At 65.8% G+C, this 14,735-nt stretch carries 11 protein-coding genes; 5 read left to right on the top strand and 6 right to left on the bottom strand.

Annotated features, from left to right (window positions below; translation table 11 throughout):
• Window positions 1-62: 62 nt before the first annotated feature.
• From V9L20_RS14895 to ugpB, 6 genes are all read right to left on the bottom strand, one after another.
• Window positions 63-2,486 (bottom strand): DUF3772 domain-containing protein, encoded by a 2,424-nt coding sequence (locus tag V9L20_RS14895; protein WP_443098586.1) that lies wholly within the window; start codon window positions 2,484-2,486, stop codon window positions 63-65.
• 76 nt (window positions 2,487-2,562) lie between these two features.
• Entirely contained in the window at window positions 2,563-3,309 is a 747-nt protein-coding gene (ugpQ, locus tag V9L20_RS14890) for a glycerophosphodiester phosphodiesterase (RefSeq protein ID WP_258502075.1), read from the bottom strand.
• A gap of 6 nt (window positions 3,310-3,315) precedes the next feature.
• Complete coding sequence (gene ugpC / locus V9L20_RS14885; RefSeq protein ID WP_258502074.1) at window positions 3,316-4,323, bottom strand: sn-glycerol-3-phosphate ABC transporter ATP-binding protein UgpC; 1,008 nt, start codon at window positions 4,321-4,323, stop codon at window positions 3,316-3,318.
• A gap of 44 nt (window positions 4,324-4,367) precedes the next feature.
• Entirely contained in the window at window positions 4,368-5,216 is an 849-nt protein-coding gene (ugpE, locus tag V9L20_RS14880) for a sn-glycerol-3-phosphate ABC transporter permease UgpE (RefSeq protein ID WP_258502073.1), read from the bottom strand.
• Between the two features lie 45 nt (window positions 5,217-5,261).
• Window positions 5,262-6,143 (bottom strand): sn-glycerol-3-phosphate ABC transporter permease UgpA, encoded by an 882-nt coding sequence (gene ugpA, locus V9L20_RS14875; RefSeq protein ID WP_258502072.1) that lies wholly within the window; start codon window positions 6,141-6,143, stop codon window positions 5,262-5,264.
• 94 nt (window positions 6,144-6,237) lie between these two features.
• Window positions 6,238-7,551, bottom strand: coding sequence for a sn-glycerol-3-phosphate ABC transporter substrate-binding protein UgpB (gene ugpB, locus V9L20_RS14870; RefSeq protein ID WP_337297179.1), 1,314 nt, complete (start codon window positions 7,549-7,551; stop codon window positions 6,238-6,240).
• A gap of 226 nt (window positions 7,552-7,777) precedes the next feature.
• On the opposite strand from ugpB, the gene serA reads away from it, so the two are divergent.
• The 5 genes from serA (at window position 7,778) to ubiE (ending at window position 14,727) form a co-directional block, all read left to right on the top strand.
• Window positions 7,778-9,010 (top strand): phosphoglycerate dehydrogenase, encoded by a 1,233-nt coding sequence (gene serA, locus V9L20_RS14865; protein ID WP_258502070.1) that lies wholly within the window; start codon window positions 7,778-7,780, stop codon window positions 9,008-9,010.
• An 87-nt stretch (window positions 9,011-9,097) separates the two neighbouring features.
• Window positions 9,098-12,976: an FAD/FMN-binding oxidoreductase gene (locus tag V9L20_RS14860; protein WP_337297178.1), complete on the top strand. Its 3,879-nt coding sequence runs from the start codon at window positions 9,098-9,100 to the stop codon at window positions 12,974-12,976.
• Window positions 12,973-13,428, top strand: a complete 456-nt coding sequence (locus V9L20_RS14855; RefSeq protein ID WP_337297177.1) for an HIT family protein — start codon at window positions 12,973-12,975, stop codon at window positions 13,426-13,428. The genes V9L20_RS14860 and V9L20_RS14855 overlap by 4 nt, the downstream gene beginning before the upstream one ends.
• Window positions 13,428-13,841: a DUF971 domain-containing protein gene (locus V9L20_RS14850; RefSeq protein WP_258502065.1), complete on the top strand. Its 414-nt coding sequence runs from the start codon at window positions 13,428-13,430 to the stop codon at window positions 13,839-13,841. Before V9L20_RS14855 ends, V9L20_RS14850 begins: the two co-directional genes overlap by 1 nt.
• A 154-nt stretch (window positions 13,842-13,995) precedes the next feature.
• Window positions 13,996-14,727, top strand: a complete 732-nt coding sequence (ubiE, locus tag V9L20_RS14845) for a bifunctional demethylmenaquinone methyltransferase/2-methoxy-6-polyprenyl-1,4-benzoquinol methylase UbiE (RefSeq protein ID WP_126748374.1) — start codon at window positions 13,996-13,998, stop codon at window positions 14,725-14,727.
• The last annotated feature ends 8 nt before the right edge of the window (window positions 14,728-14,735 follow it).

Raw genomic sequence — 14,735 nt, 5'->3', positions numbered from 1 at the left:
ACAATTGATCGATCAGGGCGGGCATTTGCCCCCTGCTTGGGTGATCGGGATGTAACAGGCGGCTAGGCCGCGGCCGGCGCGGTGCCGTCCGAAGCGGCAACCGGCGGCGCCACGGCCGCATAGGGCACCAGCTCGATACGTTCCGCGCGCAGGCGCTCCAGGATGGTGAACAGCAGGTCGCTGCGCACACTGCCCGCCAGGCGCGGGCTGGGCACATAGGCAATGGCCTGGAAGATGAGCAGGCCGCCCTCGATGCCTTCGAGCGTGAGCGAAGGCGCGGGCGTTTCCAGCACACCCTCGTGCGCGCGGCAGGCCTCCAGGATGAGGTCGCGCACGCGCTGGGCGTCGGTGGTCAGCGGCAGCGGCAGGCGAATGAGCACCCGGCCTTCCGCATTGGCCAGCGTCATGTTGCGGACGGTCTTGGTGATGAACTCGGAGTTGGGCACGATGACCGTCGAGCGGTCTCCGAGCTGGATTTCCGTGGCGCGCACGTTGATGCGCCGCACATCGCCCTCGGTGGTGCCCAGCACCACCCAGTCGCCCACCTTCACCGGCTGCTCGGCCAGGAGAATGAGGCCCGAGATGAAGTTCTGCACGATGGCCTGCAGGCCGAAGCCGATGCCCACCGACAGCGCGCTGGCCACCCACGCGATGCGCTCGATGCCGATGCCCAGCGCCGAGAGCGAGAACGCCACCACCAGGATGCCGCCCACGTAGCCCAGCAGCGTGGTGATCGAACTCTGCATGCCCGGCTCGAACTGCGTGCTCGGCAGGTAGCTGCGCGCCAGCCAGCGCTTGAACACCCGCAGCACGATGAAGCCCACCAGCGCCACGGCAATGGCGCTGAAGATGGCGCCGGGCACCAGCTGGAACTCGCCCACCTTCACGCCGGTGCCGAACTTGCCGCTGCGCTGGAACACTTCGCCGGGCCCGGTGCCCAGGGGCGCCGCCAGCGCGATCAGCATGTAGAAGAACAGCGCCACGCGGCTCAGGCCGGAGAGCACCGTGGCCGCCTGGTCGAGCGTTTGCGGCGCAAGGCCAAAGCTCTTTTGCAGGCGCTGCCCGAAGGTGCTGCGCGACGACACACCGGCCATGAAAACGTCGTCGGCAAACTTGAACAGCACATAGAAAGCAGCCGCGACGATGCCGCTCCAGGTGAGCTGCGAAGCCAGGAAGCTCGCAAGCGCCACATACCCCACCGCGACCAGCACCCAGATCGTGACGATGAGCACGCCGATGCATGCCACCAGCAGGCCCACCCACATCGGCCGCTCGGGCAGGCCGGCCTCGGGCGCATCGGCGCGCAGCGCCTTCAGGCGATACATCACCGCGCCGACCAGCGCCGTGAGCACCAGCGCCGTGAGCACATGGGTGGCGACCACGGCGGCGAAGCTGGCGTTCACCAGCTGGTTGATTTCAGCCGGCGTCCAGGCCAGCGCGGCCACCAGCGCGACCAGCCACGGCAGTGCGGCCAGGCGTGTTGCCATTGCATCGGGAATGGGCGGCAGGCGCCAGGTCGGGCGCCTGGTGGCCAGCAGCGCGCGGCCCAGCCCGATGACGAAAGCCATGAACACCAGCGCCTGCGCCATCGAACGCATGGCCTTGCGTGCCTGCTGCTCCCAGGTGGCGTATTCCTCGAGCACCCACACGAAGCCGTGCGCCGCAATGGCAACCAGCAGTACATGGCTCGCCACGATGGCGATGACCAGCAGCGAACGCCGAAGCCGGCCCGCCGGCAGCAGCCGCGCGGCAATGCGCGTCAGCAGGTGCTCGGCCACCCAGTTGCCCAGTATTGCGAGCAGCACCGCCAGCAACAGCGCCCCGAGAACCGCGGTTCGGGCTCCATCCTGCTGCATGGCCAGCGCAAGTCCGTCTTGCAGGCCGGACGCCAGCGCGCTCAGGCGTTCGAGATCGCTGGGCCATGCCTCGCGCAGGTCGCGCCAGAACTCGCCGCCGAGCGGAGAAGGGGCACGCTCGGTGATCTGCGCCTCGAAAAGCGCCCGGCGCTGGGTGAGCAGCTCGGTACTGCGCTGCCGCACGTCGATGGCCAGGAGGCGCGCGAGCCTGATGTCCGCATCCAGCGCATTGCGCTCCTTGGTGAGGCGGGCGCGCTGGCGCGTGATGTCGGGGTCTTCCGTCGTGCCCGCGGCCGGCGGGTTGCCCAACTCGCCGAGCCGGGCGTTCAGGTCGGCCAGTTCGCCGGTGCGCGCGGCAACGAACTTGTCGGCCTGGGTGCCGATCTCGTTGATCTGCGCGACGAGCTTGCGCACGTCGGCGTCGGGTTCGGAACTGGCCGAAGCGGTGATCTTGGAGAGCTGCTCGCGCAGTTCGGCCACGGTGGGTTCGGGCGCGAGCGCCGCGGCTGCGGCGGCGCTGCTGTTGGCGCCGGTGCCGGCGTCCGGCTGCGCCACCGCGGCGGCGCAACACAGCAGGGCCGCCAGCCAAAAGGCCATCAGGCGTGGGATGAAACTCATGGCTGCCATCATAGAAGGCGCCATTTGCGGCCCGCGGAACGGCTCGTGACAGCGTGTGTCGAGCCGCCGCGGCCGGTGGCCGGGGCGGTCAGGCGGCGGGGCTGAACAGGTCGACCCGGTCGGTGATGATGCCGTCGGTGCCCAGGGCGATCAGCCGCTGCGCGGCCTGTTCGTCATTCACCGTGTAGCTCAGCGCGCGCATGCCGGCGCCGTGCACCTGGGCCACCGTGTCGGCGTCCCAGAGCTTGTGGTTGCAGACGATGGCGGCGCACTCCAGGCCGATGGCGGCCTCCAGCCAGCCGCTCCAGAGCTTGTCGAGCAGCAGCCCGCGCGGCAATCCGGGCTCGACCGCCTGGGCGCCCTTGAGCGACTCGACCTGGAAGGACGTGAGCAGCGGCGGAATGGCCGCGCCGTGCCAAAGCCTGGCCGCTTGCCGCGCCACCGCCTCGCCGGTCTTGCGCTCGGTACCGGGCGTGGGCTTGATCTCGATGTTGAGCAGATGGTTGCTGGCCAGGCAGAAGCGGGCCAGGTTCTCGAGCGTGGCGAGCGGCTCGCCTGCAAAGGCGCGCGAGTGCCAGCCGCCCGCGTCGAGCTGCGAGAGCGCGCTCCACGGCTGCTCTCCGCCGATGCCGTGGCCGTTGGTGGTGCGGTCGAGCTCGGCGTCGTGCATGAGAAAGGCCACACCGTCGGCGCTGAGCTTGGCGTCGCACTCGAACATGCGGTAGCCGTGCGAGGCGCCGAGCCTGAACGCGGCCAGCGTGTTCTCGGGCGCCAGCTTGCCGGCGCCGCGGTGCGCTACCCAGCGCGGGTAGGGCCAGGGTTTCAGTTCCGGCATCTTGCTTCAGTCCGCGCGCTTGCCGGAGCCGGCGTCGAACCAGTGCAGCTTGTCTTCGCGCGCCGCAATCTTTACCGTGTCGCCCGCGACCGGCGGATGATCGCCTTCGTCGGTGCGCATGATGATCTGTTCGTCGCCGATGCGGCCATACACCAGCCGTTCGGCGCCCAGCAGCTCGACCGACTCGACCTGCACGGACCAGCCGCTTTCGTCGAGCTTCATGTGCTCGGGGCGAATGCCGAGAATCTGGCCCGCCCGCACGCCGGGCGCATGCTGCAGCAGGTTCATCGGCGGCGAGCCGATGAAGCTGGCCACGAAGGTGGTGGCCGGCCGGTTGTAGACCTCTTCGGGCGTTGCGAACTGGTCCATCACGCCGCCGTTCATCACGATGATGCGCTGCGCGAGCGTCATGGCCTCGACCTGGTCGTGCGTGACGAAGAGCGAGGTAATGCCGAGCTCGCGGTGCAGCTTCTGGATTTCGAGGCGGGTCTGTGCGCGCAGCTTGGCGTCCAGGTTGGACAGCGGTTCGTCGAACAGGAACACCTGCGGCTGCCGCACGATGGCGCGGCCCATGGCCACGCGCTGGCGCTGGCCGCCCGAAAGCTCGCGCGGCTTGCGCTCGAGCAGGTGGCCCAGCTCGAGGATCTTGGCCGCCTTGTCGACGCGGGTCTTGATTTCGGCTTCGGGCAGCTTGGCGATCTTCAGGCCGTAGGCCATATTCTTGAACACGCTCATGTGCGGATAGAGCGCGTAGTTCTGGAACACCATGGCGATGTCGCGCTCGGAAGGTTCGAGCTGGTTCACCACGCGGCCGCCAATGGCGATGTCGCCGGCCGAGATGTCTTCCAGGCCGGCCACCATGCGCAGCAGCGTGGACTTGCCGCAGCCCGAAGGCCCGACGATGACGACGAATTCGCCCTTGTTCACCTCGGCCGAGACGCCGTGGATGACCTGGTTGGCCTTGGCACCCTTGCCGTAGCGCTTGATGACGTTGCGAAAGGAAATGGCTGACATGTTGTTCTGTTGTGAATATCAGGTTGTGGCTAGCGCGCCGAGGCTCATTTTTCAGTGTCGACCAGACCCTTGACGAACCAGCGCTGCATGAGGACCACAACGATGGCCGGAGGAATCATCGCCAGCATGGCGGTGGCCATTACAAGGTTCCAGTCGACCGCGGCGTCGCCCGAGGCGATCATGCGCTTGATGCCGATGACCACCGGGTACATGTCTTCGCTGGTGGTGGCCAGAAGCGGCCACAGGTACTGGTTCCAGCCGTAGATGAACTGGATCACGAAGAGCGCGGCGATCGACGTCTGCGACAGCGGCACCAGGATGTCCTTGAAGAAGCGCATCGGCCCCGCGCCGTCTATTCGCGCGGCCTCGACCAGTTCGTCGGGCACCGAGAGAAAGAACTGCCGGAACAGGAAGGTCGCCGTGGCCGACGCGATCAGCGGGACGGTCAGGCCCGCGTAGGTGTTGAGCATGTTCAGGTCCGCCAGCACCTTGTAGGTGGGCAGGATGCGCACCTCGACCGGCAGCATGAGCGTCACGAAGATCATCCAGAAGACGATCTTCTTGAACGGAAAGCGGAAATACACGATGGCAAAGGCCGAGAGCAGCGAGATCGCGATCTTGCCGATGCTGATGACCAGCGCCGTGACCAGGCTGATCCACATCATGCGGCCCACCACCACACGCGCGCCCTGCGTCTCGGTGCCAAGGAGCGCCGCGGTGTAGTTCTCGACCATGTGCGCACCGGGCACAAGCGGCATCGGCACGCGCAGGATCTCGTCGCGTGTGTGGGTCGAGGCGACGAAGGCCAGGTAGATGGGAAAGGCCACGATGGCAATGCCCAGGATCAGCACCACGTGCGAAAGGACGGTGAGGCCGGGCCGGCGTTCAATCATGGCGGATGCTCCGGAGGAAAAAAGCAAAAGGGAAAGGGTGCGCCATCAGTACTGGACCTTCTTTTCGACGTAGCGGAACTGGACCACCGTGAGGACGACGACGATCACCATCAGCACCACGGATTGAGCGGCCGAGCCGCCCAGGTCGAGCGCCCGGAATCCGTCGTGCCACACCTTGTAGACCAGGATCGCGGTGTCGCGCCCCGGCCCGCCTTCGGTGGTGGCATGGACGATCGCGAAGGTGTCGAAGAAGGCGTACACCACGTTGATCACCAGCAGGAAGAAGGTGGTGGGCGACAGCAGCGGAAACTGGATGGTGAGAAAGCGACGCAGCGGACCGGCGCCGTCGATGGCCGCGGCCTCGATCAGCGCCTTGGGAATGGACTGCAGCCCGGCCAGGAAGAACAGGAAGTTGTAGGAAATCTGCTTCCAGATGGCGGCCACGACGATCAGCGACAGCGCCTGGTTGGAATTGAGCAGGTGGTTCCAGTCCATGCCCATCTTGCGCAGGCCATAGCTCACCACGCCGATGCTGGGCGAGAACATGAACACCCACAGCACGCCCGCGATGGCCGGCGCCACCGCGTACGGAATGATCAGGAAGGTCTTGTAGAACAGCGAACCGCGCAGGATGCGGTCGGCAAAGATTGCCAGCAGCAGCGAGATCGCGATGCCGATGCCGGCCACCAGCACCGAGAACAGCGCGGTGACCTTGAACGACTCGATGTAGGCCGGGTCGTCGAACAGGTGCTTGAAGTTCTCCAGGCCCACGAAGACGGTGGAGGTGCCGAAGGCGTCCTCGGTCTGCATCGACTGCCAGATCGCCTGGCTGGCGGGCCAGAAAAAGAACACCAGGATCACCGCCATTTGCGGCGCGATCAGCAGCCATGGCAGCCATGCCGATCGGAATAGAACGCGTTTTTCCATAGCCCCTCGAATCCCTCAAAAAACGAAACGCCCGCCCACGGCTTTTGCAGTGGCGGGCGGGCGAGTCTACTTCGGCGCCGAGCCGAACGGGGCGTCAGCCTTTGTTGGCTTTTTCGAAGCGTTCGAGCTGCTCGTTACCGCGCTTGACCGCGGCATCGAGGGCTTCCTTGGCGGTGCGCTTGCCGTTCCAGATCTGCTCGGTTTCCTCGTCGATGATGGTCCGGATCTGCACGAAGCTGCCCAGGCGCACGCCGCGCGACTTGTCGGTGGTCTTGCGGATCATCTGCGTCACGGCCACGTCGGTGCCTGGGTTGTCCTTGTAGAAGCCCGAGGCATCGGTCAGCTTGTAGGCCGCGGTGGTAATGGGCAGGTAGCCCGTGCGCTTGTGGCTTTCGGACTGCACCTTGGTGTCGGACAGGAAGGTGAAGAAGCTGGCCACGCCCTTGTAGTGGTCGGCCGGCTTGCCGGACATGACCCAGAGGCTGGCGCCGCCGATGACGGTGTTCTGCGGCGCGCCCTTCACGTCGGGGTAGTAGGGCAGGGTGGAGATGCCGTACTTGAACTTGGCGTCCTTGGCCACGCGTGCGTACAGGCCCGAGGAGCCGGTCATCATTGCGCATTCGCCCGAGGGGAAGGCGGCGTCGGCCGTATTGTTGCGGCCCTTGTAGACGAAGGTGCCGTCCTTCGACATCTTGGCCAGGTTCTCGAAATGCTTCACCTGCAGCGGCGAGTTGAAGGCCAGGCGCGCCGAGGTGCCGCCAAAGCCGTTGTTCTGCGTTGCATAGAGCGTGTTGTGCCAGGCCGAGAAGCTCTCGAGCTGGGTCCAGCTCATCCAACTGGTGGTGAACGGGCACTTGTGGCCGCTGGCCTTGAGCTTGTCGGCCGCGGCAATCACTTCGGGCCAGGTGGTGGGCGCCTTCTCGGGGTCGAGGCCGGCTGCCTTGAAGGCGTCCTTGTTGTAAAAGAAGATGGTCGTCGAGCTGTTGAACGGAAAGCTCAGCATCTGGCCGTTGGGGGCGGTGTAGTAGCCCGACACTGCCGGCACGTACACGCTCGGGTCGAACTTGGCGCCGCCGGAGTTCATGACCTCGCCCACGGGCTTGATGGCGCCCTTGGAGGCCATCATGGTGGCGGTGCCAACCTCGAACACCTGCAGGATGTCCGGCGCATTGCCGGCGCGATAGGCCGCGATTGCGGCCGTCATGGATTCGTCGTACTGGCCCTTGTAGGTCGGCACGACCTTGAATTCCTTCTGGCTGGCGTTGTACTGCTTGGCGAGGTCGTTGACCCATTCGCCGAGCGGGCCGCTCATGGAATGCCACCACTGGATTTCGGTTTGGGCGTGTGCCACATTGAACAGCGTGGTGGCGGCCAGCGCCGATGCCAGCGCGAGCGTCTTGAATCGCATGAAGACTCCTGATGGGAAATGAAAGCGCGGATGCTAGGCCATATGGATGACATGGCCGCGTCACATTGGCGCACGGACTGTTGTCATTTTCCAATCGGGAAAACCCCTTTGGCACAAGGCTTCCGGCGGGGTGAGCTCCCTCATGCTGCGGCGCAGCATGCTAGCATCGCCTTCCCCTTTTTTCGGCCTAGCCTGTTGCCGTGGCCGGGGCTTTCGCGAGTACGTCATGAGCAGCAAAACCTCCCTCGACAAAAGCAGGATCAAGTTCCTTTTGCTCGAAGGCATCCACCCTTCCGCCGTGGAGGTCCTGCATGCCGCGGGCTACACCAACGTGGAATCTCTGCCGGGCGCGCTCCCCGACGCGGAGCTCAAGGCAAAGATTGCCGACGTTCACTTCCTGGGCATCCGCTCGCGCACGCAACTGACGGCCGAGGTTTTTGCGGCCGCCCAGAAACTGGTGGCGGCGGGTTGCTTCTGCATCGGCACCAACCAGGTCGACCTGGAGGCTGCGCGCGAACACGGCGTGGCGGTGTTCAATGCACCTTATTCCAACACCCGCTCGGTGGCCGAGCTGGTGCTGGCAGAAGCCATCCTGCTCTTGCGCGGCGTGCCTGAAAAAAGCGCGGTGGCGCACCGCGGCGGGTGGCTCAAGTCGGCCGAAAACGCCTTCGAGATCCGCGGCAAGACGCTGGGCATCGTGGGCTACGGCTCCATCGGCGCCCAGCTGTCGGTGCTGGCCGAGGCGCTGGGCATGCAGGTGGCGTTTTTCGACGTGGTCACCAAGCTGCCGCTGGGCAATGCGCGCCAGGTGCGCGAGCTGCACCAATTGCTGGCCCAGAGCGACATCGTGACCTTGCACGTGCCCGAGACGCAGGCCACCCAGTGGATGATCGGCGCGGCCGAAATCGCCGCCATGAAGCCGGGCTCCATCTTGATCAACGCTTCGCGCGGAACGGTGGTGGAGATCGAGCCGCTGGCCGAAGCCCTGAAGCAGAAGAAGCTGCTGGGCGCTGCCATCGACGTCTTTCCGGTCGAGCCGCGCACCAACAAGGACGAGTTCCAGTCGCCCTTGCGAGGCCTGGACAACGTGATTCTGACCCCCCACATCGGCGGCTCGACCATGGAGGCGCAGGCCAACATCGGCCTCGAGGTGGCGGAAAAGCTGGTGAAGTACAGCGACAACGGCACCTCGACCTCGTCGGTCAACTTTCCGGAAGTGGCGCTGCCGGCCCACCCCGGCAAGCACCGGCTGCTGCACGTGCACCGCAACGTGCCCGGCGTGCTGTCGGAAATCAACAAGATCTTCTCCGACAACAACATCAACATCTCCTCGCAGTTCCTGCAGACCAACGAGAAGATCGGCTACGTGGTGATGGACATCGACGCGGCGTACTCCGACCTGGCGCTGGAAAAGCTGGCCAAGGTGAACGGGACGATCCGCAGCCGCGTGCTGTTCTAAGGCCCCTCCGGGCAAACCCGCGGGCGCTGGCCTAAAATCCCACCCCCGGCTATGGGTGCGCAGCGCCCGGCCGAGGTGCCACCCCCGATGAATGCTCCGACCGCGTTGACCACGCTGTTGTCGCAGGCCGCAGAGCCTGTACGACTGCGCGAGATCCCCTATAACTACACCAGCTTTTCCGATCGAGAGATCGTGATCCGCCTGTTGGGCGAGCGCGGCTGGGAACTGCTCCAGACCCTGCGCGCCGAGCGCCGCACCGGCCGATCGGCCCGCATGCTGTACGAAGTGCTCGGCGACATCTGGGTGGTGCAGCGCAACCCCTACCTCGTCGACGACCTGCTCGACAACCCGCGCCGCCGCGGCCAGCTGGTCGATGCGCTCAAGCACCGCCTGGCCGAAGTCCAGAAGCGCCGCACCCCCGACAGCGACCTGCCGCGCGACCAGCTCGTGGGCGAACTCACGGGGCTCGTCGGCCAGGCCGTTGCGGCCTTCGACACCGCTTTTCGCGACGTGGCGGCCCTGCGCCGCAAGGCCACGCGCGTGCTGGGCCGCCTGACAGCCAAGGACAACATCAAGTTCGACGGCCTCTCGCGCGTGTCGCACGTCACCGACGCCACCGACTGGCGCGTGGAATATCCGTTCGTGGTGCTGTGCCCCGACACCGAAGCCGAGATGGCGCTGCTCGTCAAGGGCTGCATCGAACTGGGCCTGACCATCATTCCGCGCGGCGGCGGCACCGGCTACACCGGCGGCGCCATTCCGCTCACGTGGAAGAGCGTGGTCATCAACACCGAGAAGCTCGAGGCCATGACCGAGGTCGAGATGGTCTCGCTCCCCGGCCTGGAAGCGCCCGTGGCTACCGTCTGGACCGAAGCGGGCGTGGTCACCCAGCGCGTGGCCGACGCGGCCGAGCGTGCCGGCTATGTGTTCGCGGTCGACCCCACCTCCGCCGAAGCCTCGTGCGTCGGCGGCAACGTGGCAATGAACGCCGGCGGCAAGAAGGCCGTGCTCTGGGGCACGGCGCTCGACAACCTGGCGTCGTGGCGCATGGTCACGCCGCAGGCCGAATGGCTCGAAGTCACGCGCATAGGCCACAACCTGGGCAAGATCCACGACGCCGAGAGCGCCGTGTTCGAGCTGCAGTACTACGCCGCCGACGGCAAGACCAAACTGCGCACCGAGCGCCTCGACATTCCGGGCCGCACCTTCCGCAAGGAAGGCCTCGGCAAGGACGTGACCGACAAGTTCCTCTCGGGCCTGCCCGGCATCCAGAAAGAGGGCTGCGACGGCCTCATTACCAGCTGCCGCTGGGTGGTGCACCGCATGCCGGCGCACACGCGCACCGTGTGCCTCGAATTCTTCGGCAACGCGAAAGATGCCGTGCCGAGCATCGTCGAGATCAAGGACTTCATGTTCGCGGAGCAGAAGCGCAGCGGCGTGCTGCTGGCGGGCCTCGAACACCTGGACGACCGCTACCTGAAGGCCGTGGGCTACGCCACCAAGTCGAAAAAGCACGGCGGCCTGCCGAAGATGGTGCTGTTCGGCGACATTGCGGGCGACGACGCCGATGCGGTGGCGCGCGTCACCTCCGAGGTGGTGCGCATCGCCAATTCGCGCAGCGGCGAAGGCTTCATTGCCATCAGCCCCGAGGCGCGCAAGAAATTCTGGCTCGACCGCAAGCGCACGGCGGCCATCAGCAAGCACACCAACGCCTTCAAGATCAACGAAGACGTGGTGATTCCGCTGCCGCGCATGGCCGAGTACAGCGACGGCATCGAGCGCATCAACATCGAGCTCTCGCTTCAGAACAAGCTCGCGCTCACCGACGCGCTCGAGGCCTTTCTGCTGCGCGGCAACCTGCCGCTCGGCAAGACCGACGATGCGCACGAGATTCCCGCGGCCGAGCTGCTGGAAGACCGCGTGGCGCAGGCCGTGGCACTGGTGCAGGGCGTTCGTGCGCTCTGGGCCGAATGGCTGCGCGACGTGGACAAGCTGTTCCCGCAGCTGCAGGACCACACCTTGCGAGCCAGCTGGAAGACCCAGCTGCGCCAGCCGCTGCAGGAAATCTTCTCGGGCGCCGAGTTCGCGCCGATCCTGGCCGAGTGCACGGCCATTCACAAGCAGGTGCTCAAGGGTCGCGTGTGGGTGGCGCTGCACATGCACGCGGGCGACGGCAACGTGCACACCAACATCCCCGTCAACAGCGACAACTACGACATGCTGCAGACCGCGCACGCGGCAGTGGTACGCATCATGGCGCTGGCGCGCAGCCTCGACGGCGTGATTTCGGGCGAGCACGGCATCGGCATTACCAAGCTCGAATTCCTGAGTGACGAAGAGCTCGCGCCCTTCATGGACTACAAGCAGCGCGTCGACCCCGAAGGCCGCTTCAACAAAGGCAAGCTGCTGCGCGCGCCCGCCGGCCAGAACATCGAGCTGCATGCCGACCTGACCAACGCCTACACGCCGAGCTTCGGCCTCATGGGGCATGAGTCGCTCATCATGCAGCAGAGCGATATCGGCGCCATTGCCGACAGCGTGAAGGACTGCCTGCGCTGCGGCAAGTGCAAGCCGGTGTGCGCCACCCACGTGCCGCGCGCCAACCTGCTGTACAGCCCGCGCAACAAGATCCTGGCGACCTCGCTGCTGGTGGAAGCCTTCCTGTACGAAGAGCAGACCCGCCGCGGTATCAGTATCAAGCACTGGGAAGAGTTCGAGGACGTGGCCGACCACTGCACCGTGTGCCACAAGTGCCTCACGCCGTGCCCGGTGAAGATCGACTTCGGCGACGTGTCGATGAACATGCGCAACCTGCTGCGCAAGATGGGGCAGAAGAGCTTCCGCCCCGGCAATGCGGCCGCGATGTTCTTCCTCAACGCGACCAACCCGCAGACCATCAAGGCAGTGCGCGCGGGCATGGTGGGCATCGGCTTCAAGGCGCAGCGCCTGGCCAACGACCTGCTGCGCGGGCTTGCCCGCAAGCAGACGGCCGCACCGCCGGCCACGCTGGGCCCGGCGCCGCTGAAAGAGCAGGTGATCCACTTCATCAACAAGAAGATGCCGGGCAACCTGCCGAAGAAGACGGCGCGCGCGCTGCTCGACATCGAGGACGCCGACTACGTGCCGATCATCCGCAACCCGAAGGCGACCACCTCGGAAACCGAGGCCGTCTTCTACTTTCCGGGCTGTGGTTCGGAGCGGCTGTTCTCGCAGGTGGGCCTGGCCACGCAGGCCATGCTCTGGCATGCGGGCGTGCAGACCGTGCTGCCGCCGGGCTACCTGTGCTGCGGCTACCCGCAGCGCGGCAGCGGCCAGTTCGACAAGGCCGAGAAGATGATCACGGACAACCGCGTGCTCTTCCACCGCGTCGCCAACACGCTCAACTACCTCGACATCAAGACAGTGGTGGTGAGCTGCGGCACCTGCTACGACCAGCTGCAGGGCTACCAGTTCGACAAGATCTTCCCGGGCTGCCGCATCATCGACATCCACGAGTACCTGCTCGAGAAGGGCATCACGCTGGCCGATGCCGCGGGTGGTGGCTATCTCTACCACGACCCCTGCCACAGCCCCATGAAGCTGCAGGACCCGATGAAGACCGTGAAGGCGCTGGTCGGCGACAACGTGCTCAAGAACGACCGCTGCTGCGGCGAATCGGGCACGCTGGGCGTGTCGCGGCCCGACATCTCCACGCAGATCCGCTTCCGCAAGGAAGAAGAGCTCAAGAAGGGCGAGGCCGCGCTGCGCGCTAACGGCCAGGTCGGCGAGAAGGACAACGTCAAGATCCTGACCAGCTGCCCGAGCTGCCTGCAAGGCCTCTCGCGCTACGCCAACGACTTGAACAACGGGCTGCTCGAAGCCGACTACATCGTGGTCGAAATGGCCAACAAGATTCTCGGCAAGAACTGGATGCCCGAATACGTGGCCGCCGCCAACCATGGCGGCATCGAGCGAGTGCTGGTATGACCATGGCCACCACCGGCCCGGTCCCGGGCTGTCCGTTCTGCGAAGGCCCGGGTGGCCGCGTCGTGTTCGAAGGCGCGAAGCTTCGCGTCATTCATGCCGAAGAGGCCGGCTTCCCGGCTTTCTACCGCGTGATCTGGCGCGAGCATGCGGCGGAGTTTTCCGACCTCAGCGCCGCTGACCGCGTGCTGTGCATGGAAGCCGTCGCGGTGGTCGAGCAGTGCCTGCGCGAGCACCTCTCGCCGGCCAAGATCAACCTCGCGGCGCTCGGCAACATGGTGCCGCACCTGCATTGGCATGTGATTGCGCGGTTTGCCGACGACACCCATTTTCCCGGCTCCGTGTGGGCGCCGGTGCAGCGCGAGGCGAACGCGGCCCAAGAGGCCTCAGTGGCCGCGCGCCTGCCCGCGCTCGAGAGTGAGATGATTGCCCGACTGGGCACAAGGAGCTTCTGATGGCAGGTTTGCAAGCCGGCGCACCGACGCCGCAATCGATCACCGTGCACGGCCAGTCGCGCATGCTCGAGGTCGGGTTCTCGGACGGCGCCACCTTCCGCATTCCGTTCGAGCTGATGCGCATCTATTCGCCATCCGCCGAAGTGCAGGGCCACGGCCCGGGCCAGGAAGTGCTGCAGACCGGCAAGCGCGAAGTCGAGCTGGTCGACCTGAAGCCGGTGGGCAACTACGCCGTGCAGCCGGTCTTCAGCGACGGGCACGACACGGGCATCTTCTCGTGGAACCTGCTGTATGAACTCGGCGCCAAGCAGGCCGAGCTCTGGGCCGAATACGAACACCGGCTTGCCGCCGCGGGCGTGGACCGCGACGCGCCGATGATCGACAAGGGCGGCTCCGCCTGCAGCAGCCACTGAGCCCCAAACGGCCTCCGCTACCGAAAAGATAGCCGCGCACGCAAGCGCGGCGCGCTCTGCAGCGCCCCGCTATTTGAAGAAAAAGCAACAAATGCCCGGCGTCTTCGCAGGGTCGCCATCTTGAGGTGTGTGCTTCCGGCCTAATATCAGGCCAATGAGCACCACCCACTTCGGCTTCGAAAAAGTCGACGAAAGCGAGAAAGCGCAACGTGTTCGCGGCGTCTTCGACTCCGTCGCCACGCGTTACGACCTCATGAACGACCTGATGTCGATGGGGCTGCATCGCGCCTGGAAGGCCTACACCGTGATGGTGGCCAACGTGGGCGAAGGCTCGCGCGTGCTCGACATCGCGGGCGGCACCGGCGACCTCGCACTGGCTTTCTCCAAGAAGGTCGGCGCCAGCGGCCAGGTGGTGCACACCGACATCAACGAAGCCATGCTGCGCACTGGCCGCGACCGCCTGCTCGATGCCGGCGTCGCGCTGCCCACGCTGGTGTGCGACGCTGAGAAGCTGCCCTTTCCGAGCGACCACTTCGACGTGGTGACCGTCGCCTTCGGCCTGCGCAACATGACGCACAAGGACATTGCGCTGAAGGAAATGAACCGCGTGCTCAAGCCGCGCGGCAAGCTCCTGGTGCTCGAGTTCTCGAAGGTGGCCAAGCCGCTCGCAAAGGCCTACGACTGGTATTCGTTCAATGTGCTGCCGCGCCTGGGCAAGCTGGTGGCGGGCGACGACGCCAGCTACCGCTACCTGGCCGAGTCGATCCGGATGCATCCCGCGCAGGACGAGCTCAAGACCCTCATGAAAGAGGGCGGTTTCGGGCATGTGGACTATCACAACATGACGGGGGGCGTGGTCGCCCTTCATGTTGGAATCAAGTGTTGATGACGCGA

This window comes from Variovorax sp. CCNWLW225, from assembly GCF_037204045.1.
In the GTDB taxonomy this organism is placed as follows: Bacteria; Pseudomonadota; Gammaproteobacteria; order Burkholderiales; family Burkholderiaceae_C; genus Variovorax.
Note: the sequence above shows the minus strand (reverse complement) of the source record. Positions and strands in the feature narration are given on the sequence as shown.

Bases quoted from the DNA above. Each gene is read 5' to 3' on its own strand.
- V9L20_RS14895 (WP_443098586.1), bottom strand. From the start codon at position 2,486: ATGATGGCAGCCATGAGTTTCATCCCACGCCTGATGGCCTTTTGGCTG.
- ugpQ (WP_258502075.1), bottom strand. From the start codon at position 3,309: ATGCCGGAACTGAAACCCTGGCCCTACCCGCGCTGGGTAGCGCACCGC.
- ugpC (WP_258502074.1), bottom strand. From the start codon at position 4,323: ATGTCAGCCATTTCCTTTCGCAACGTCATCAAGCGCTACGGCAAGGGT.
- ugpE (WP_258502073.1), bottom strand. From the start codon at position 5,216: ATGATTGAACGCCGGCCCGGCCTCACCGTCCTTTCGCACGTGGTGCTG.
- ugpA (WP_258502072.1), bottom strand. From the start codon at position 6,143: ATGGAAAAACGCGTTCTATTCCGATCGGCATGGCTGCCATGGCTGCTG.
- ugpB (WP_337297179.1), bottom strand. From the start codon at position 7,551: ATGCGATTCAAGACGCTCGCGCTGGCATCGGCGCTGGCCGCCACCACG.
- serA (WP_258502070.1), top strand. From the start codon at position 7,778: ATGAGCAGCAAAACCTCCCTCGACAAAAGCAGGATCAAGTTCCTTTTG.
- V9L20_RS14860 (WP_337297178.1), top strand. From the start codon at position 9,098: ATGAATGCTCCGACCGCGTTGACCACGCTGTTGTCGCAGGCCGCAGAG.
- V9L20_RS14855 (WP_337297177.1), top strand. From the start codon at position 12,973: ATGACCATGGCCACCACCGGCCCGGTCCCGGGCTGTCCGTTCTGCGAA.
- V9L20_RS14850 (WP_258502065.1), top strand. From the start codon at position 13,428: ATGGCAGGTTTGCAAGCCGGCGCACCGACGCCGCAATCGATCACCGTG.
- ubiE (WP_126748374.1), top strand. From the start codon at position 13,996: ATGAGCACCACCCACTTCGGCTTCGAAAAAGTCGACGAAAGCGAGAAA.